Annotated in this window: 13 protein-coding genes; 4 read left to right on the plus strand and 9 right to left on the minus strand. The window is 42.2% G+C overall.

The genetic code is table 11. The annotated features are described in order from the left end of the window. Nucleotides 1-87: 87 nt before the first annotated feature. The 6 genes from BLW31_RS13150 to BLW31_RS13175 form a co-directional block, all read right to left on the minus strand. On the minus strand, nucleotides 88-1,932 hold the full coding sequence (locus BLW31_RS13150; protein ID WP_010536891.1) for a BACON domain-containing protein: 1,845 nt from the start codon (nucleotides 1,930-1,932) through the stop codon (nucleotides 88-90). A gap of 9 nt (nucleotides 1,933-1,941) precedes the next feature. Then, a complete protein-coding gene (locus BLW31_RS13155) occupies nucleotides 1,942-2,961 on the minus strand; it encodes a BT_3044 domain-containing protein (RefSeq protein WP_022300806.1) in 1,020 nt (339 codons plus the stop codon). A gap of 27 nt (nucleotides 2,962-2,988) precedes the next feature. Next, complete coding sequence (locus BLW31_RS13160) at nucleotides 2,989-5,040, minus strand: RagB/SusD family nutrient uptake outer membrane protein (protein ID WP_010536893.1); 2,052 nt, start codon at nucleotides 5,038-5,040, stop codon at nucleotides 2,989-2,991. A gap of 18 nt (nucleotides 5,041-5,058) precedes the next feature. Further along, complete coding sequence (locus tag BLW31_RS13165) at nucleotides 5,059-8,148, minus strand: SusC/RagA family TonB-linked outer membrane protein (RefSeq protein WP_010536894.1); 3,090 nt, start codon at nucleotides 8,146-8,148, stop codon at nucleotides 5,059-5,061. 18 nt (nucleotides 8,149-8,166) lie between these two features. Next, complete coding sequence (locus BLW31_RS13170) at nucleotides 8,167-9,654, minus strand: hypothetical protein (protein ID WP_010536895.1); 1,488 nt, start codon at nucleotides 9,652-9,654, stop codon at nucleotides 8,167-8,169. An 838-nt stretch (nucleotides 9,655-10,492) separates the two neighbouring features. After that, nucleotides 10,493-11,155 (minus strand): Crp/Fnr family transcriptional regulator, encoded by a 663-nt coding sequence (locus BLW31_RS13175; RefSeq protein ID WP_010536896.1) that lies wholly within the window; start codon nucleotides 11,153-11,155, stop codon nucleotides 10,493-10,495. 137 nt (nucleotides 11,156-11,292) lie between these two features. Between BLW31_RS13175 and BLW31_RS13180 the strand changes: the two genes are divergently transcribed. Beyond that, a complete protein-coding gene (locus BLW31_RS13180; RefSeq protein WP_010536897.1) occupies nucleotides 11,293-11,892 on the plus strand; it encodes a MarC family protein in 600 nt (199 codons plus the stop codon). Here BLW31_RS13180 and BLW31_RS13185 read toward each other — a convergent pair. After that, a complete protein-coding gene (locus BLW31_RS13185; protein WP_010536898.1) occupies nucleotides 11,858-12,574 on the minus strand; it encodes a rhomboid family intramembrane serine protease in 717 nt (238 codons plus the stop codon). The genes BLW31_RS13180 and BLW31_RS13185 overlap by 35 nt on opposite strands. Nucleotides 12,575-12,787: 213 nt before the next feature. Between BLW31_RS13185 and BLW31_RS13190 the strand changes: the two genes are divergently transcribed. The 3 genes from BLW31_RS13190 to BLW31_RS13200 are packed head-to-tail and all read left to right on the plus strand — an operon-like array spanning nucleotide 12,788 to nucleotide 17,479. Next, nucleotides 12,788-14,725 (plus strand): glycogen debranching enzyme N-terminal domain-containing protein, encoded by a 1,938-nt coding sequence (locus BLW31_RS13190; RefSeq protein WP_010536899.1) that lies wholly within the window; start codon nucleotides 12,788-12,790, stop codon nucleotides 14,723-14,725. A 17-nt stretch (nucleotides 14,726-14,742) separates the two neighbouring features. Then, nucleotides 14,743-16,017 carry a glycosyltransferase family 4 protein gene (locus BLW31_RS13195; protein ID WP_010536900.1) on the plus strand — a complete coding sequence of 425 codons (1,275 nt, stop codon included), beginning with the start codon at nucleotides 14,743-14,745 and terminating at the stop codon, nucleotides 16,015-16,017. Nucleotides 16,018-16,030: 13 nt separating this feature from the next. Next, complete coding sequence (locus tag BLW31_RS13200) at nucleotides 16,031-17,479, plus strand: glycoside hydrolase family 57 protein (protein WP_010536901.1); 1,449 nt, start codon at nucleotides 16,031-16,033, stop codon at nucleotides 17,477-17,479. 232 nt (nucleotides 17,480-17,711) lie between these two features. On the opposite strand, the gene bamH is transcribed toward BLW31_RS13200, so the two are convergent. Further along, nucleotides 17,712-19,331 carry a BamH family beta-barrel-assembly machinery protein gene (gene bamH / locus BLW31_RS13205; protein WP_010536902.1) on the minus strand — a complete coding sequence of 540 codons (1,620 nt, stop codon included), beginning with the start codon at nucleotides 19,329-19,331 and terminating at the stop codon, nucleotides 17,712-17,714. Nucleotides 19,332-19,350: 19 nt separating this feature from the next. Beyond that, on the minus strand, nucleotides 19,351-20,187 hold the full coding sequence (locus tag BLW31_RS13210; RefSeq protein ID WP_010536903.1) for a glycogen/starch synthase: 837 nt from the start codon (nucleotides 20,185-20,187) through the stop codon (nucleotides 19,351-19,353). Nucleotides 20,188-20,290 lie beyond the last annotated feature (103 nt).

The raw sequence follows: 20,290 nt of genomic DNA on the forward strand, positions 1-20,290 counted from the left end.
ATAAAAAGTAAGACTGGCGAAGAACTCGATAAGAAAATGTGTCTAATCTGATCTTATTTTGTTCTTCGTCAGTCTTTTCTTGTTTTATTAAATGCCTAGCTGTTCTCTTGCCCAGGCTTCATCATGTCTTATTCTGTAAAGGTATATCTCGGACATATTCCACCATGCGCTGCCTGCGACAGTATAATTTAATGGATCTTTGTCACGGCGAGCCGTAGGAGTAAATCGGATATAGTTATAGGCTTGTTTTCCGCTCACATTGTTTTTAGCGGTAGCATGTCCACCGTTTGTTGTCGGCAGATTGAACTCTTCACTACCCATACTTTCAAAGAACTCACCGTTCATGCTTCCATATATCGTTGCGGCTTTTACGTCGCCTCCGTTATTCACTCCGCTTTGACGTGCATCATATTCAAAACAAAGGTCTTTTAATGGTTTGCTCAGTTTGATCTGGACATAATGGGCTTCTGTTGTAACAGGAGCATTCCATTTAGTATGATAATAAGTACTGACTTTGCCATCAATCAATGCCGGTAAACCACCTCCGTCTCCGACATGATTGGCATTGTCGGAAAGCATGTCGATAGTAAGAGTAACCCGTTCCATCTCGGAAGCTTCGCCGGAAATGCCTGTCACTGTTACCGGACTATCTGTCTCCATACCCGTAGGACCATAGGTGTTGATAGTAAATGAGTATTCACCTGCACATTGGTAAGTATCATCTATGATATAGGATGTTGTCTTATAGTCATTTATCACGATCTCTTTATTTTCTTTCGTGACTTTATCGTAATAGGTAATCTTTATCTTGTTGAAGTCTACATCTTCAGGTATCTCCCATTGCAGCTGAATACTTCCGGCTCCCGGAGTAGCAGTAGCATTGATTACATTTAAAGGAGGTGTCGCGATAAATCCGGCCTGTTTTACTGTGACTATGAACTGACTTGGTACTTTGTCGGTGCTATTGGTGCTCTTGAAGGTTATCTTTCCTTCACGAGGTTGATTCTCAACTTCAGTGTTGGCTTTAATGATAAAGCTTTCGGAGACATCACGCAGTGCTCTTGAAGCGGGTAGTGATACTGGAGTGATCCAGGATTGGGCGGATTCTTCGATTTCATAGGTATATGACACTTCACCGGCAGGAGAATTCACTTTGAAAGGAATAGTGATTGTTTCTCCCATTGCCTTCACTTCATAGATCTTCTTGTCTTCATCGATTTCGACTATATAACCTCTGGGTTGTTGCTTTATCAGGAAAGAAGCTGTATAGCTGTAATTCTGGGAAGACTGGAGGATAATCGTACAATAACGTACGTCAGTCTCGGTGCTTTTATCCAGCGTAAATTTCAGTTCCTGTTTGTTTACGTCTTCCGCTGCACGCGTCTTTGCATCAAATGTGGCAGGTTGCTCTGCCAGACGTATCCAGTCGCAAGTGTCTGGTATAATGATATTATCCAGATTCAGGTTGGTTGCTACAGGAATTGTCAATGTTTCTCTTTCTGCATCTATTATTTCTACATATCCTTCCTGCTGTAGCTTGTCACCTATCAGGATGGCCGGTTCTTTACCAAACTGCGAGACAGTGATGGAATAGCTTTGATGACCATAGGCTACAGTGATTTCCGCCCGGCGTTGTTTGTATATATTGTTTGCACTGGCAGATACGACTACTTTGCCCTCGTGTTGTACTACCTTGCACCATTCTGCATTGGACTGGGCACTCCATCTGTCGAGTGGTACATTGGTCTGCACTTCAATTTCATGTTCTCCTCCCAGAAGTGGGAAAGTGATAGGTGCCTGACTTTTATCAGGAACTACCAGCGTTTCTACTTTAAACTCGGTTTCGTAATCGGGCGAACAAGAGATAAGTCCGGAAGCAATTCCGAATATGCTTGCGAGCCCGATGATTAATATATTTTTTTTCATACTCATTTGATTTGATTACAAGTTATCTACTCTTGGGTTAAATTCATATCGCAGTTTGGCTTTCACTTCCCGGTAAGGGGCGGTGGATTCCAGGCGATATTTATAATGCAGACGGAACTCTTTGTAATAAGTGGCACGTCCGTCGGGTGTACGGATAGCGTTTAACAGGAATGTGTTGTCGTAATCATCGATTGGAGTAAGTTGTACTACATCGACCGGGTCCACTTCCACATCATTAACTCTGTCATGCGCTCTGATGGTAAGTTCTCTGGCCTGAGGATTCTCCGGTTGCTGCTCGCCAATTTCCAGAATGATACTCTTAGATACAATTCTGCTTCTTGCTGTCTTATAATCGCCAAGATCTTCATCACCTGCCATCATACGTACCGAATTGGCACCGATCGGGAATACTTGATTGGCATTTGTCGGTCTACGGACTTCGGGACTACCACTGGGGTTAGGAATTACAATCGTACTGCTTGTATAATTGTAGTAGGTAGAAGTCTTTGTCGTTGCGTAATAGTTTTCTTTATAGATACGCAATAATACATGACTTTTATCCGGATTATAATTAGGTGTTTTGTCCGGATCTATCTTGTAATCCAGAAAATAAATGGAATCCGGTGAAATCCTTTCCAGATTTTTCAGATAGATCGGAAACATTACTTTGGAAGTGCCTGCCTGAATATCCAGTTCCTTATTGGGAAAATCATAGCATTCATCGGGAAGCAGTTTGGCAAATTTTTCTTTTTCTATATCAAAGTTGGATTTGTTGTATGCTTTCAGCAAAGAGTCCGATTCCAGAAGAGCTACATGGTGTGTGTTAGGGCTTATTTGTGAGCCGCTAACCGTGGCAACCAGATAGACCGTATCTTTTTCTTGTCCTACATTAGCCACCTGCCGGTCGTAGATCAGACTCGAATTACTGAGTAAGCCTACTTCGTTCCGGTATTGTTCCTGGTCGAAATCGTATTCATTGCAAGCACTCAATACACCTATAAGGGTGCAGAGCATTATATTAAATTTCTTTTTCATATTCAGTCTGTTATTCATGTTTTGATATTATCTGTCCCATCCGAAATTCTGGTCGGCATTGGGAACCTTCAGCAATTCATCATGGCGGATCGGTAAGAATACCATTTTAGGCAGTGCAATGCGGTCTCGCACATTTTGTGTATTGATCGTCACAATATTCCAGAATCCTTCATTACCGTTGGCATTTGTACGGTCTTTTGTCACATCCAGTCCCCGCCAGTTGGAGCTGTTGGCATCTTCGTCCAGATAGGTTCCCCACCTGCGCGTATCGAAATATCGGTATCCTTCGTTAAAGAGCTCTACCTGACGTTCATTGCGGATGATTTTTTCAAAATTGTCTGCTTCTGCCATGTCGTTGGCATCTACTCCCGGCAAGCCGACGCGATAACGTATCATGTTGAAATATTTAGCCATTTCTGCCGGATCACGGCTAACGGTTTCCTCAATAAGTGTACCTGTATTGTCGGATACTTCTACGGTCACTGTACCTTCTACACGGTTCAATGCTTCTACATATTCCAGTAGCACTTCACCATAACGAATGATAGGGAACGGTTTAGGGCTGGTGACGAATGCGCCTTTTACACTCCCTTTGCCGTTAGCCCATGAGTCGTCCGGATGAATGTATTTGACGGGAACATAACCGCTGACACTGTAGTCGTTTACGTTATTTCCGGCACCGGCAATTCCGGCATTGGTATCATCGTGAGAATACCAGAATTGCTGATTGACGTAGGAGGCGTCGGTAGAAGCTGAACTCATCGGCCAGTAGCGACCCGGAAAACCTATCGAGGCATAGAAGCGTGCCGAACGATTGGCGTACATCATAGGTACGTTTTCCCTCAGTAGGTATGTCCCCAGTTTTTTGGATTCGCCGGTGAGTCTGCTGAAGTCCGGTTCATATGGATATTCTGCCGATGAATTATGAATAGTCCGCCCATCTGCCATCAGATAGCAATCAATTACCCTCTGCGGCACAGACATTGAACCCCATCCGCCAAACTTGACAGGGAATGAGTGATGGGTATAGTTAGTGACGTTACTGGATTCCATCGCCCAGATGAATTCTTTATTAGTCTGTATGATACCTTCTCCTGTGAACATGTCGGAGTAGGAGTGATAAGGATCGATATTGCCTGCTCCGTCAGGGAAGTTGGCAGTAGGGACATTGGAGGCCAGAGGATATGGGTTCTGGGCATCTGCTTCCACTGTATGTAGCTCGTATCCCATTTTGGTCAGCTGTTTGGCGGCAGCTGCTGCGACGGCCCAGCGTCTCGGGTCATACTCTTGATTGACATAGTAGGCTCCGTCGCTTTTACGTTTCCAGGTCCCGAAACATTTACGGGCTGCTGCTCCGCCATTGAAAAGCGGTGAAGCCTGGAAGAGACGCAAACGGGCGATGAGTGCCATGGCTGCTCCTTTGGTCGGACGTTGATAATAGTTGACGCTTTGCTCATCCGCCGAATAGATGCCTTGAGTTGCCAGGCGGAATTCATCGCATATATAATCTACAGACTCATCATAGGTAGCCCGTTCGCGATTATAATATTCGGCAGGTTCGGAGGTGCTCAGTTCTTCATCGCCTACGATAATCAACGGTCCCCAGTTCATCAAAAGATGATAATAAGCGTACCCACGCATGAAGTGAACATATCCGAGATAGCGTCTTCTGTCCATTTCGTTCATATCAGGTACATTGTAGACTTCTTTAAGCATTTTGTTACATCTTGCTACAATGACATACATGTCGTACCATTGGTTTTGGATAGGCAGATTTCTGCTGTTGATGGTACCTACGGAAAATTGTAGTCCCCAAAATTCATTTGTCTGATATTTAAGTGTTATTTCGTCCGAAGCAGATTCCCCCGGATTCCAGGAATTTCCCCAGATAGCCCCTGCGTCGGGAAAACCTTTCGGAGTGTTCCAGAGATAACCTTCAGCATTTTTCTTGCTGTGAAAGATGGAGTCTTCTTTGAAAGTAGCTTCGAAGTATGGGTCTACATCCAGAAAATTGCAGGAACTGAGTAGTAGTGTACTTCCTACTGTTGCTCCCAATATTATTTTGAATAACTTTTTCATGAGTGTTCTATATTATTTTTAGAATTTAAGATAAACCTGGAACGTGTAAGTTGCCGGTATCGGATAAGCGGCCCCGTTTGCAGATGCCTGTTCCGGATCAAAATACTTCACTTTGTCGATAGTAAAAAGGTTGTTGGCAACAAACTCCAGATCGACAGAAGATAGTCCTGTCTTTTTTATCCATGGAGTCTTCAGGTTGTACTTCAGACTGAGTTCCTGAAAGCGCAGGAAAGAACCGTTCCGTTTCCAGAAAGAGGAAAGCTGGGAGTTGTTCGTATTGCCTCCATAGGAGAGACGTGGGAATTCTGCATGGGGATTTTCCGTAGCGGTGGTGCCTGAATACCATGCGGGCGTCCATCTGTTCTTGGGATTGTTGGCCAGCTTGATAACGTTGCCGAGTTCTCCGTTATAGAAGGGAATCCATCCTGCGTCATTACCGAGTCCCGAACGGTAGTAGTCTACTTTTGCCGAACCTTTGAAAAGGAAGCTGAGGGTTAAGTCTTTCCAATGAAAATCGGCTCCGAACCCATACATTACCCGGGGGAGTTGGTTGGAATAGGACAAAGGTACTTTGTCATCGTCATTGATAATACCGTCTCCATTTACGTCACGATATTTGATATCTCCCGGACGAATGCGGCCGAATCCGCTTTGGTCGGCACTTGTGTTGATTTCTTCTTTACTGGAGAAGAGGCCTTCTGCAATATATCCGCGAAGGATGTTAAAGGGTTTTCCGGTTACACTCAGATAATCATAAGGTAACTTGTTTTCTTCATAGTAATCAATAATATTCTGAGAGAAAGTGTAATTGCCGCGTACAGTGAAGCTCATGTCTTTATTGATCTGGTGGAAGAATTCGAAGTTTCCGTCCGAACCATAGCTATGCATTTTTCCTACATTTGATTTCGGGACGGTAACCATACCTACAAACTTAGGCAGCGTCACACGATCCTGGAAGATGTGGTCACGTGTATCGCGGAAAAAGTCGACAGTGACAGAGAGCTTGTCGTGGAAGAACTTGGCATCGATACCAAAGTTGAGCTTCTTTGCTACTTCCCATTGAAGGTTGTCGGCTCCTTTCACGGTTTCTGTAATACCCCGTTCACGATATCCCCAGTAAGAGGCGGCATTGTCATTGATTAATGTCAAATAAGGGAACCGGTCACCACTGATCTGGTCATTACCTACCTGACCGTAGGAGCCGCGGAACTTGAGGAAGCTTAACCAGGGAATGGCCTCATTGACCCAGTTATAGGATGTCGGTACCCAGCCTACAGCAATGGAAGGGAAGAAACCGAATCTTTTTCCTTTTTCGAATTGTGCAGAACCAGTGTAACCGAAGTTTGCATCAATGAAATAGCAATTGTTATAGCCATAGGAAACACGTCCTGATAAGTTTTGACGGCGTTGAGGAATGGCATTGATACCCATTGCGTCATACTTCCATTGGGTGTTATGAACATCTTCCATGTAATATAAAGCCAATGCTCCTAGTGAGTGCAAACCAAATGTACGGTCCCAGTTGGCTTTGGCTTCCATGTAGTATTTTCTGTATCTGTTGTTATTTTGTGTATATTTCATGTTCTCTTTGGCAGTACGCAATGTTTTGATGAGTACACCTTGTGAACTTCTTCCTGTAGCGCGGTAGAGGTCAGGCCATATGTAACGTCCTTCATTGAAATAATTGATATTTTCGCTCATCGCTTGTACCGACGCTGTCATTCCTTTCAGGAATCCTCCGAATTCCTGTTCAAGTTTGAGTGTAAGCATATTACGCTGAGTTTCATCTTGCGTGTATCCGGTGTTATTCAGCATGACATACGGAGAAGCAAGGTCATGTTTTCCATAAGAAGGGAAGGTGCCGTCTGAATAGGTTTTAGGAAACATCAGTGGAGTTAGCTGACGGACTGCTGACCATACCGTATTCGTGTTTTGTCCACCCGGGCTGGTATAGTTGGAAATATATCCGTCCAGACCAAAATAAACTTTGGTTGTTTTGGTCAGATTCATGTCGATATTGGCACGGTATGTTATTTTTTTATATGACAAGGGCTTTTTGAACAGGTTGTCTTCCTGCCGGTAGGCCGCTCCTTCATCCTGATACCCTAATGAAAGATAATATCTGGCTATGTCGCCTCCTCCTTGTGCATTGATGTAATAGTTCTGCTGTATAGATGTGCGTTTCATTATTTCATCTATCCAGTTAACATCCGGGTAAAGGTCTTTATCCAAATTGTATTTTATCAGATCCAGTTCCAGACGGGAGTAAAGGTCGTCTTCACCCGACATGGCACGTGCCTCATTGGCAAGGAGAGCGTAGTCATAAGCTCCCAGGTATTCGGGCAGACGTTTGATATGCGATACCTTTAATGTTGCTCGTCCTGTGATGGTAAGTTTGCCTGTTTCTCCACGTTTAGTGGTAACCAAGACCACGCCATTGGCACCTCGGGTACCATACACAGCGGTGGCGGAGGCATCTTTCAGGATACTGAACGATTTTACATCATCAGGATCAATGTCTTCAAGGCGGCCTTCGATACCGTCAATCAGCACTAATGCACCGGAGCTGGCTCCGAAAGTACTGATACCACGAATCCAGAAGTTAGAGATGTTTTTTCCCGGTTCGCCCGAACTCTGCATGGTGATGACACCAGCCAACCGTCCGCCGATCATGTTGTTGAGGGAAGTACCGGGAGTACTGAGCTGGGCTACATCAATGGTACTGATTGCACCTACTACTGATATCTTTTTTTGTGAAGTCATACCTGTGACCACTACTTCGTCAAGCTTGGTGTCATCTTCTTCCAGTGTAACTTTGAGTGTCATTTCATCTTTAGTCACCAGTTTCTCGATAGATTTCATTCCAATAGCCTGAATGACTAATATTTGGTTGGCATCTACTTTGATACTGAATTTACCATCCATATCTGCTGAGGTTCCCACTCCCGGTGCATTCTTAACATAAATGGTGGTACCCGGTAGCGGTTCACCGGTTTTGTCTATTACGACCCCCGCTACAGTAAACTGTTTTTTCTTATTGTCTTGACTGTAACTCGTCAGCGGTATAAGCGCCATGATCAGTACAATCAGTAGAAAATTATTTCTCATATTGTATTTTGTATAAGGTTATTCAATGGATAATTTACGAATCACTTTGTTCTGTGTGTCGGCTACATATACAATAGTTCCATCACTGTTGACTGCTACTCCGCAAGGGAAGTGGAATTTGGCAATCTCCGGACCTCCATCCTTATAACCTTCCGCTCCCGGCAGACCGATAGGTGTGGTTACGGCTGCTCTTTCTTTCGGCATAGTAGTATCTACTACGCGGATGCAGGAATTACCACTGTCAGCAATGTACATTTTTCCGTCGTCGGTGAAACAAATCTGGCGCGGATGTCTGAATTTGGCGTTTTTCAGCAAGCCGTCTTCCCAGCCCTTCCCGTTCATAACTCCTTCGTAGATTGCTTTTCCTGCGTATGGCTCTCCGTTATAAGTGTCTTTATCCTCCGGAGTGATTTTGGATACGTCCACTCTCCAAATCTGGTGAAAGTCTGCAAGAGATACATAGAGTACGTTTTCTTCTCCTTTGATAGGGCTGAATGCGATATAGGAGTCACTTCCTGCTCCACCGCCGTCGCCTGTTGCTACATTAGATATTTTCTTTAGCAAAATTTCTGCTGTACGGTTTTTAGGATTGATTCGAACCAATTGCCCTTTCCACATGACCGTATAGATCATGTGATCCTGCTTGTTGATTACAAAGCAATGCTTCCAGTTGTTTTCGTCTACAGTGCTGAGTTCTTCTGATTTCAAGACTGTTCTATATCGGGGAACATAGTTTAGAAGTTTTTGCATGTCATAATACTTCATGCCGGCATCATCCGGAATGTAAACAGCTTCAGCATCTTTTTCATCAGAATAAGCCGGGGCATTAATATATGCAGTTCCATATTTTAATACAATGGAAGAATTGCTGGCGATGGAAATCATTGAAATGTTTCCGTTTACGCCTTCACCTTTTTCATTGCGGCAGGTTGTGTTTGGTTGTTTGGCTTTTCCACTGTCTCCTTTACGGTCTACCACAAATATATTGTCTTCACCGTCTATACAGAGATAGAAAGGAGAGGAGAAAGTACATGTGGCAAGGTCACCACCAACGGTATTTATATTATTGTCCGGTGATGCAAGTCCTGCTACCGTACTAACACTGGTTTGTGTCTTGTATAGGAATTGGTCTGGTGCTTTGCCTATGTATTCTTGACCGTCGGGCGTTCTTCTTTCTACAAGAATATTCATCTCTCTTTTGAAGGTGAGTCCTTTGGGAACAAATGCATAGATTCTGCTACCGTTACTGCTGACTAATCCGGCAGGATGTCTGATCCCGTCTACATCTTCAAAATAGACTTTCATGCCAGTGGTGTCTGTACCGAAGTTGCGGCCTTCGATGATCATCGGAGTGGCTATACCTCCGGAATCAGGATAAAATTCTGTAATCTCAATAGGCTGGTTTGGGTTGAACCCGCTGCTTCCATTGATGTCGTCATCTGAACAGGAAGCTAACCACGCGAAAGCTGTAATGAACAGCGTCCAATAAACTCTTCTTTTTCGCATTGTTTTTCTGTGATAAAAGGTTAATAATTAGATTGGTTAAAAAAAATGATAGGGAAACCTACTCTTATGTGTCTACGATATGGGTAGAACTAGGGTATGCATACAAGGGGGTATACGTTTGTTTTTGTATGTATGAGTAAGTTTGAAAATATATGGGTGTGTTTGACTGCTATTATTCATCTTCTTAAATTGGGGGTATTGAAGTTGATAATGAACTCAGAATACATATTATATCTATTCTGAGCTGTGCTGAAATGCAAGTAAAAAATGAGAGCAAATACTCCGTTTTTGAAAGGCGGAGGTTTGTTACTAGGAGTTTTCATAAATGTTAATTTAAGGTTATAATCATACTGGTTAATTGGGCTAAGTCGTAATAGGACTTGGTATGTGATTGTGTAAATACTTGAAACACAATGCATTGTTGAGCGTATAAATATTTGAGATGACAATTTGTGAACTATTTAGTAGAATTGATATCCTAAAAAAATAGTGCTTATTGATAATTAAAATAAAAAAGATATTGTATTTTTCGTTTTTATTAATAACTTTACACCGTCTAAGAATATACATGTACTTAATAACCTTTGAATAGCCTATGGAAACTGTAGAAAATATACTTTTGGGTATGAAAATACCAAGTCCTATTACAACTTCTTCAAAATCATTTAATTTTGCATAATGTCTTTTTTACTCTTCAGAATGAAAAGTAATGCTGTATTTCAACTAATCTCTTAGAAAAATAGGTCGATTTTTCTTTTGGATATAATGGGAGACTGTATTTTTGAGTTTATTCTACCTTATTATTATATTAGATTGTTCTACCCGAAAAATCAATCTCTTAAAGTAGTTTTTGAGCATCCGGAATCAGAATCTCTTTTCTGTGTAACTCGATTAAGCCACTATCCTGTAATTCATTCAGTGTTTTTGAAATATTTAATCGTGTATCATCCAGACAGCGTGCCAGATCATCCATTTTCACTTTGAAGACCTTTTCTCCTTGTGGCTTTTCACAGTGCAACAGGAAGAAGCGGATAATTTTGCCTTTTAAATCCAGCGTCGGTTCATCCCATAGACGGGAATAGAGATTTTGTGCCCGGTTGCTGACAATATTCATATAGTTGAGGCGGAAAATGTCATATTTGAACAAGTCACTGAGTACGAATGCTTTGCTGATACATACAGTATGGACTTCGGTATGTGCCACATAGGAAGATGCGTAATTGGTATTCATGCCGAATAGTGACTGGGGCTCTATCAGATAGGGAGCCTCTGTTTTTTCGATTACCGTATAAATGTTGTCTTTTGCATTAGTGACAATCGAAAGCTCACCTTTCAGCAGAAAACAGAGTTGCGTGCAGGGATTACCACTTTTTATGATGGTTTCCCCAGCTTTATGTTTGATAAAGTGTAGCTTGACTTTATCCAGAATACTAGTGAAATCTTCATGACAAAGACCTTGAAATAAAGGTAATTGGAGCAAAGTATCGAACATTGTTTCCATGCGTTGTAATCTCTCTTATTAATCGTACAAATTTACTCATAATAGAACACTGCTATCAACATATCCTCGTTCTTTTTGTTTTTTTTATTGTTTGAATGCATAAAAATAGAGTATATTTGCAAAAAAAAGGAGGAATTATGTTTACGGGCTTTAATTGGCAGCAAATGATCAGTGCGTTTATCGTACTTTTTGCAGTAATAGATATTATTGGTTCTATACCTATTATTATTAATCTGAAGGAAAAGGGAAAAGATGTGAATGCAACGAAGGCTACTGTTATTTCCTTTGCCTTACTGATAGGGTTCTTCTATGCAGGGGATATGATGTTGAAGCTCTTTCACGTAGATATCGAATCATTCGCGGTAGCCGGTGCATTTGTTATCTTTCTCATGTCTCTGGAAATGATTCTGGATATAGAAATCTTCAAAAATCAGGGGCCGATTAAAGAAGCGACGCTTGTTCCTCTGGTCTTTCCCTTGTTGGCAGGGGCCGGAGCTTTTACTACGCTACTTTCGCTTCGTGCCGAATATGCCAGCGTAAATATTATTATAGCCTTAATATTGAATATGCTGTGGGTCTACTTTGTCGTAAGTATGACCGGACGTGTGGAACGTTTTCTCGGAAAGGGGGGAATCTACATCATCCGCAAGTTTTTCGGCATCATTCTGCTAGCTATCTCTGTCAGGTTGTTTACTGCCAATATCACCTTGCTGATTGAGGCATTGCATAAGCCGTAACCGGGATTTGTGAGGTAATATCCGTAGAGTCGGTTGTATTGTGATCGTTGATATCTTCTTCCGGAGATTCTTCTTCTTCGTCGTCGTCCGTTTCGTCTGCAAAAGGTTCCGGTCGTTGAGGCCCGTGGTTCAAGAAACCGAATGCACAGAGTGTTCCCATGATTCCTCCGCTGAGATGTCCTTCCCATGACATGTTGGCGGGAGAGAAATAAGGAAACATATGCCAGATGATTCCTCCGTACAGGAAGGTGACAAGCAGTGAAATAGCGATCAGAGGAACATATTTGCGCAGGATGCCACTGAAAAAGAGAAAGAAGGCAAGTCCGTAGATCAGTCCGCTGGCACCGATATGCCATCCCGGTTTGCCGATCATGAATGTCAGCAATCCGGCCCCGATCCAGATAATCATGAAAATACGTCCCGCTATTCCCCTGTAGAAATAGAACAAACACCACGATAAAAAGAATAATGGCAACGTATTGGCCAGCAAATGACTGAACCCGCTGTGTATCAGCGGATGAGTAAAAATACCCACTATTCCCCGCTTTTCCATAGGGTATACCCCCATGTGGGAGAAGTCCCAGTCCATGCCAACTTCCATGAACTTTAGCAGAAACAGGATAAAAATAAGGAACAACGGTACCACCGCAGCTAGCATGATACGCTGAATATCTCGCTTCATTACATTCTTTTCTTTAGATATTTTACGCAATACTACGAATATTTGCACAAAAACTGAAAATAAAAAGCCTTTTTATTTTTGTTTTTATCTAGAATTTGTACATTTGGGCATTATACCTATATATACAGTGCTCTGGATGGTATATATACAGAACAGCAATAGATATATACGGATGATAGTGACCAATAATTAACCTTTAAATAATGCACAACTATGAGTTATTTACGATTTGACAAGACCCTCATGACGAATCTGGAAGAAACCCTGCAAAGGGAGATTCTACGGACGAACAAAGCAGGAGCTTATCATTGTACAACGATTGTTGATTGTAACACACGCAAATATCACGGCCTGTTGGTAATTCCTGTTCCCAATATAGACGATGAAAATCATGTGCTGCTATCTTCTCTTGATGAAACGGTAATTCAACATGGTGCGGAGTTTAACTTGGGATTGCATAAATATCAGGGAAACAACTTTAGTCCGAATGGACATAAGTATATCCGTGAGTTCGATTGTGAACATATCCCGGCGACAACTTACCGTGTTGGAGGAGTAGTGTTACGCAAAGAAAAAATCTTTGTACATCATGAAAACAGAATCCTGATTCGTTATACTTTGTTGGATGCGCACTCAGCGACGACTTTGCGCTTCCGACCATTCCTCGCTTTCCGGAGTGTGCGAGAGTATACACACGAAAATGCGCAGGCAAGCCGAGATTATCAGCTTGTGGAAAATGGGATCAAGACTTGTATGTATCCCGGTTATCCGGAACTGTTCATGCAGTTGAACAAGTCGTGCGAATTCCATTTCCAGCCCGATTGGTATCGTGGATTTGAATATCCGAAAGAACAGGAACGAGGTTATGATTTCAACGAAGACCTCTATGTTCCGGGATATTTTGAAGTGGATATAAAGAAAGGAGAAAGCATCGTTTTCTCTGCGGGTACTTCCGAAGTGACTCCGCGCAGATTGAAACAGACGTTCGAAGCCGAAGTGGCAGACCGTACGCCTCGCGATAGCTTCTATCACTGTCTGAAAAACTCAGCTCATCAGTTCCACAACCAGCAGGATGGCGAACATTATATCCTTGCCGGTTATCCGTGGTTCAAATGCCGTGCCCGCGATATGTTTATATCTCTGCCGGGACTGACACTGGCACTGGACGAGGTGGACCAGTTTGAAGATGTGATGAAGACAGCGGAAAAAGCGATTCGCAGTTTCATCAATGATGAACCGGCTGGATACAAAATTTACGAGATGGAACATCCGGACGTACTGCTTTGGGCTGTTTGGGCTTTGCAGCAGTATGCCAAAGAGACATCCCGCGAACAATGCCGCCAGAAATACGGAGAACTGCTGGAGGACATCATGGAATTTATCCGTCAGCGGAAACATGAAAACCTCTTCCTGCATGAAAACGGACTGCTTTACGCTAATGGCACCGACAAAGCGATTACGTGGATGAACTCTACTGTAAACGGACATCCGGTGATTCCCCGTACGGGATATATCGTAGAGTTTAATGCTTTGTGGTACAATGCGCTTCGTTTTGTTGCTGATCTGGTTCGTGAAGGTGAAAACGTTCTTCTGGCGGATGCGCTTGATGCGCAGGCAGAAGTGACGGGAAAATCATTTATCGAAGTGTTCCGCAATGAATATGGATATTTGCTTGACTATGTGGATGGAAATATGATGGACTGGAGCGTACGCCCCAACATGATATTCGCCGTAGCATTCGATTATTCTCCGCTGGATCGGGCGCAAAAGAAACAAGTGCTCGATATTGCAACCAAAGAGTTGCTTACCCCCAAGGGACTCCGTACCTTGAGCCCGAAGAGTGGGGGATATAACCCTAACTATGTTGGTCCTCAGATACAGCGTGACTATGCTTACCACCAAGGCACAGCCTGGCCTTGGCTGATGGGATTCTATATGGAAGCCTATCTGCGAATTTATAAGATGAGTGGTCTGTCGTTCATTGAACGCCAGCTTATTGGTCTCGAAGATGAACTGACAATTCATTGTATCAGTTCGTTGCCTGAACTTTTCGATGGTAATCCGCCTTTTAAAGGACGCGGAGCTGTATCGTTTGCCATGAATGTCGCCGAAGTACTGCGTATTCTAAAGCTACTGTCTAAGTATTATTAAAAAGAGGAGGAACGAAAATGAAAGTTTTAATGTTTGGATGGGAGTTCCCCCCGCATATCTTAGGAGGGTTAGGGACTGCCAGTTATGGTCTGACAAAAGGAATGTCTCAGCAGGATGATCTGGAAATAACATTCTGTATTCCCAAACCATGGGGAGACGAAGATCAGAGCTTTTTAAGAATTATCGGTATGAACAGCACACCGGTAGTGTGGAAGAATGTCGGTTGGGATTATGTGAAAGGACGTGTAGGAAGCTATATGGACCCGCAGTTGTTCTATGACTTGCGCGACCATATCTACGCTGACTTCAGTTATCTCAATACGAATGATCTGGGATGCATCGAATTTTCCGGACGTTATCCGGACAATCTGCATGAAGAGATCAATAACTATTCGATCGTTGCCGGGGTGGTAGCGCGTCAGCAGGAGTTTGATATCATTCATTCTCACGACTGGCTGACGTATCCGGCAGGAATTCATGCCAAGCAAGTGTCTGGCAAACCATTGGTGATTCATGTGCACGCTACTGATTTCGACCGTAGTCGCGGCAATGTCAATCCGACAGTGTATGCCATTGAGAAGAATGGCATGGATAATGCCGACCACATCATGTGTGTGAGTGAACTGACCCGTCAGACTGTGATCCATAAATATTTTCAGGACCCGAAGAAGGTGTCTACTGTGCATAATGCCGTTTCTCCTTTGTCACAAGAGATACAGGATATCGTTCCTCAAAAGAATCCGAGCGAGAAGGTCGTTACTTTCCTGGGACGTATTACCATGCAGAAAGGGCCGGAATACTTTGTAGAAGCTGCTGCAATGGTTTTGCACCGCACGCGTAATGTCCGTTTTGTTATGGCTGGCAGCGGTGATATGATGGATCAGATGATCCGCCTGGTAGCCGAACGCGGTATCGCCGATCGTTTCCACTTCCCCGGTTTTATGAAAGGAAAACAGGTGTACGAAGTGCTGAAAGCCAGTGACGTATATATTATGCCTTCTGTATCCGAGCCATTCGGTATCTCTCCGTTGGAGGCCATGCAATGCAGCGTGCCTTCCATTATATCCAAGCAATCCGGTTGTGCCGAGATTCTGGATAAGTGTATCAAGACGGACTACTGGGATATTCACGCCATGGCGGATGCCATTTATTCTATCTGTACTTACCCGGCTATGTACGAATATCTGAAGGAAGAGGGTAAGAAAGAAGTGGATGAGATTAAATGGGAGAACGTGGGATATAAAGTCCGCGGTATCTATGATGAGGTTATTAAAAATTATGGTAAACAATAAAATAATATAGACTATGAGAACGATCTGTCTTTATTTCGAAATACATCAGATTATACACTTGAAACGCTACCGTTTTTTCGATATCGGCACCGATCATTATTACTATGACGACTATGCGAATGAAACCGGTATGAATGAGGTTGCCGAACGGTCTTACATACCTGCTCTCAGTACGCTGATCGAGATGGTGAAGAACTCGGGAGGAGCTTTCAAAGTAGCGCTTTCTATTTCGGGTGTAGCTTTGGAGCAACTTGAAATTCATGCTCCGGCAGTGATTGACTTGCTGCATCAGCTGAATGATACCGGCTGTTGTGAATTCTTGTGTGAACCTTATTCACATGGCTTGTCATCTCTGGCTAACGAAGACTGCTTCCGTGAAGAAGTGCTTCGTCAGCGTGATAAAATGAAACAGATGTTTGGCAAAGAACCGAAGGTGTTTCGTAACTCCAGTCTGATTTATTCGGATGAAATAGGTGGAATGGTGGCCTCTATGGGCTTCAAGGGAATGCTGACGGAAGGTGCTAAACACATTTTGGGATGGAAGAGCCCGCATTATGTATATCATTGTAATCAGGCTCCGGGGCTTAAGTTGCTCTTGAGGGATTTTAAACTTTCTGATGATATAGGATTACGTTTCTCCAATTCGGAATGGCCGGAATATCCATTATTTGCTGACAAGTATATTAGCTGGATTGATGCATTGCCGCAAGAAGAGCAGGTGATTAATATCTTTATGGAATTGAGTGCATTGGGTATGGCTCAGCCACTTTCTTCCAATATCCTGGAATTCCTGAAGGCACTGCCTGAATGTGCAAAATCGAAAGGTATCACTTTCTCTACTCCGACAGAGATTGTATCCAAACTGAAATCAGTGTCTCAACTGGATGTTCCTTATCCAATGTCATGGGTAGACGAAGAGAGAGATACAAGCAGTTGGCTGGGTAATATTCTGCAGCGTGAGGCTTTCAATAAGTTGTATAGCGTAGCAGAACGTGTTCATCTGTGTGATGACCGTCGTATCAAACAGGACTGGGATTATCTGCAGGCCAGCAACAACTTCCGTTTCATGACTACCAAGAATACAGGTATCTGGCTGAATCGTGGCATCTATGATTCTCCTTACGATGCCTTCACTAACTACATGAATATCTTGGGCGACTTTATCAAACGAGTAGATTCACTGTATCCTGTTGACGTAGATAATGAAGAACTGAACTCTCTGCTGACTACGATTAAGAATCAGGGTGAGGAAATCGCTGAACTGCAAAAGGAAGTAACCAAATGGCAGGCTAAGGCTGAAAAAGGAGCTGCTGCTCCCAAGAAGGCTGCTGCAAAAAAAGAGATAGCTAAGGAGCCCGCACTAAAGAAGCCGGCTGCAAAAAAGGCTGCTGCACCGAAGAAAGTAGCTGAACCGAAAGCAAAAGCTACACGCAAGAAGGCTGCCGCAAAGAAAGAAGAATAAAAAAATGTAAATTAACTGGTTATAACCGTGGGGAGATGAGAATCACCTCACGGTTGTTTTTTTATATTAGGAGCTTATATAGGAATGAGATTGTCCGAGAAGGTCTTGTTTGCTATTACTTCCAATGAAAGGTAATCGTTATTGAATTGTTTTTGTTGTTTGGTTTCTAATGGCTTTATATATAAAAACGGCGCGAATTACTGAAGTAACCCGCGCCGTTTTTATATATTTTTTAGTTTGACTTAGTTGTTAATCCGAAGTCTGTAGAAATAACTTCAAGCTTCAACTTATAATTCTCACCACCTGAAGTTTCTCCAACTTCTCCACCTTTCAAGCGTACATAACCAGGTTTTAAGTCATGTTGTATTCTAATGATATTAGCCTGACCGGTTGTAGTGTTTGAAGAGTCGTAAGTTACAAGTACTGGTATAAGTACTACTTTGTTCCAGTCTGGATTATCTTTTAACCAAGTTTCTTCATTCCATGCACTACCTTTTGCTTTCTTAGCCTCCTCCTTTTCTGCAATGCAGGCATTTACCAATTTGGTGATATTGCTGAATACATATTGATTTGTACTACTTGTATGTGAAGTTAGATAAGAAGATACACCATCGCTCAACTTATTGTCTTTGAAGAAGCTGTCCTGGAATTTTTTACGTACAAGCATTACAGTAGATGGTATAGACATACCAAACTTTTTATCACTTGATTGATTGTAATTAGTGAATGTCAGTTTTACTGCATTTAATGTATCTCCAGTTAATTCGTTCTCTATGTCAGAAATGGGTAATGTAGCTTCAGTGAATATACCTGCCGGACTTTTTAAATAAGTACAGGTTTTTTCATTTATTCTTTCATTAATGGCTTGTTCGTCATTACTCAATTGATTAGCCTGAATAATTTCTCTGGTAGAAGCAAATTGACGCCAAGTGTAGTAGGTTGAATCTTTAATTCCATCCTGCATTTTTAATTTAATACCTGTGATGGAATCTGTAGCATAACATTTGTATACTACTCTCATTTGCACTTGATCTACATAAAGTACTGTGCCATCACCATAATCGCTTTTTACGTAAATCCCTGGAAAGGCTTTTCCAAATAACTGATTGTTAAATTTTTCTCCTGCTGCTCTTGATGCTTCTAAAATATTTTTGCCTACTTCTTTAGCTCTTTCTTCTTTGAAAGCAACATGAATATAGGGTACGTATGTACTTGAATTACGGTCTTCCTCAGATAGGGAGTAGTCTACGGCTGTATAAGCTTTTGTTCCTAAAAGATTCTGACTATCATAGAATTTTTCAGGAATAATATTTGTATAATATGCATTATCAGTGTTTAGTGTTTCTTTATTATCTCCACCCAATTCATAAACACTCAATCTACAAGCAGTCAGTGAGTCACCGAAATAGTTATCATACAATAAGAAAAGTTCGGTAGTACGTATGTTGCCAATAGGATTACCCTGGTCATCCTTAATGATTTCAATCGTTTCGTCATCTTCATTAGTTATAACCATTTTTCCTGTAGCTGAGATAACTTTACCGCTAGCATCTTTCTTTTCTGTATATACTTCAGGGAAAGTTAAGCCATCCGGACAATTTAATTGAGCAAGGAATCCTGCCTGATAAGTACCGAATGTTTCATCAGTGAACTTTCCAACATATCCGATGTTGGTTTTGGCATAGATCTTTCCAGTAGGAATTGATTTAGTAGTTACATCAAACGTGGATAACTTTCCTTTGATATTTTGGTCATTGCCTGGGAACATTCCTAATCCCAAGCCACCTGTACTATCATCGCATCCGAAAAATGTGATTGCCAATAAAGCTATTAAGGCATATTTTGCTTTCATGATTGTCGTATCTAGATTTTTATTCTTCTTCTTTATTTGTAGTGGTTTCCCATACCTGATCGTAGAATTCATTGCATGCGTTTGCGTAGTTTTCCGGACTCTGATAATCGAGAACCAACTTACCCGACTGACGAGCGTACTCAATAATGGATTCGTCTACCTTTTCGCTGTTCTGTATAATTCCGTCGGAATAATCAACAGCAAGTTTACAAAGTGCCGCATAATCTACCGGTTCTTTCAGAGATGCCAAATCCTTCTTGGTAATGCCTTTCAACATCAGTTTGGTTGCGAAGTCATCACTAAGTGTATTCTTGAAATCATCTTCATATACCGAGAATACAACTTTTGCATCACGGAAAGAGGGTTCATCTTTGTAGGCTTTCTTAATATAAAGAGGAGCTAATGCCGTCATCCAGCCGTGGCAATGAATAACGTCAGGACACCAGCGAAGTTTCTTCACTGTTTCCAGTACACCACGTGCATAGAAGATAGCACGACTGTCGTTGTCATCGTATTCTACACCATTTTCGTCCGCTGTCTGCAAACGATTCTGGAAATAGTCATCGTTGTCGATGAAATATACCTGCATGCGTGCGGATTGAATAGAAGCAACTTTTATAATAAGGGGGTGATCAGTATCATCGATGATCAGGTTCATACCGGAGAGGCGAATTACTTCATGCAGTTGATTTCTGCGCTCGTTAATGTTTCCCCATTTAGGCATAAATGTCCTGATTTCACGGCCTTTTTCTTGTATTGCCTGTGGAAGGTTTCTACCTATATTGGCCATTTCGGATTCTGAAACGTAAGGTGTAATCTCTTGAGTAATAAATAAAACTTTATTCGCCTTTGTCATAATAACAATAGTTCACTATAATATTCTGCAAAGATAGCAAAAAAAAGGAACTTTAAATACCATATTCTTTCTTTATGTGGCAAATATTAGTTTATTTTGCAGA

The organism is Bacteroides faecis MAJ27, from assembly GCF_900106755.1.
GTDB lineage: Bacteria > Bacteroidota > Bacteroidia > Bacteroidales > Bacteroidaceae > Bacteroides > Bacteroides faecis.

Excerpts from the sequence above, each read along its gene's own strand:
- BLW31_RS13150 (WP_010536891.1), bottom strand. The coding sequence starts at position 1,932 with ATGAGTATGAAAAAAAATATATTAATCATCGGGCTCGCAAGCATATTC.
- BLW31_RS13155 (WP_022300806.1), bottom strand. The coding sequence starts at position 2,961 with ATGAAAAAGAAATTTAATATAATGCTCTGCACCCTTATAGGTGTATTG.
- BLW31_RS13160 (WP_010536893.1), bottom strand. The coding sequence starts at position 5,040 with ATGAAAAAGTTATTCAAAATAATATTGGGAGCAACAGTAGGAAGTACA.
- BLW31_RS13165 (WP_010536894.1), bottom strand. The coding sequence starts at position 8,148 with ATGAGAAATAATTTTCTACTGATTGTACTGATCATGGCGCTTATACCG.
- BLW31_RS13170 (WP_010536895.1), bottom strand. The coding sequence starts at position 9,654 with ATGCGAAAAAGAAGAGTTTATTGGACGCTGTTCATTACAGCTTTCGCG.
- BLW31_RS13175 (WP_010536896.1), bottom strand. The coding sequence starts at position 11,155 with ATGGAAACAATGTTCGATACTTTGCTCCAATTACCTTTATTTCAAGGT.
- BLW31_RS13180 (WP_010536897.1), top strand. The coding sequence starts at position 11,293 with ATGTTTACGGGCTTTAATTGGCAGCAAATGATCAGTGCGTTTATCGTA.
- BLW31_RS13185 (WP_010536898.1), bottom strand. The coding sequence starts at position 12,574 with ATGAAGCGAGATATTCAGCGTATCATGCTAGCTGCGGTGGTACCGTTG.
- BLW31_RS13190 (WP_010536899.1), top strand. The coding sequence starts at position 12,788 with ATGAGTTATTTACGATTTGACAAGACCCTCATGACGAATCTGGAAGAA.
- BLW31_RS13195 (WP_010536900.1), top strand. The coding sequence starts at position 14,743 with ATGAAAGTTTTAATGTTTGGATGGGAGTTCCCCCCGCATATCTTAGGA.
- BLW31_RS13200 (WP_010536901.1), top strand. The coding sequence starts at position 16,031 with ATGAGAACGATCTGTCTTTATTTCGAAATACATCAGATTATACACTTG.
- bamH (WP_010536902.1), bottom strand. The coding sequence starts at position 19,331 with ATGAAAGCAAAATATGCCTTAATAGCTTTATTGGCAATCACATTTTTC.
- BLW31_RS13210 (WP_010536903.1), bottom strand. The coding sequence starts at position 20,187 with ATGACAAAGGCGAATAAAGTTTTATTTATTACTCAAGAGATTACACCT.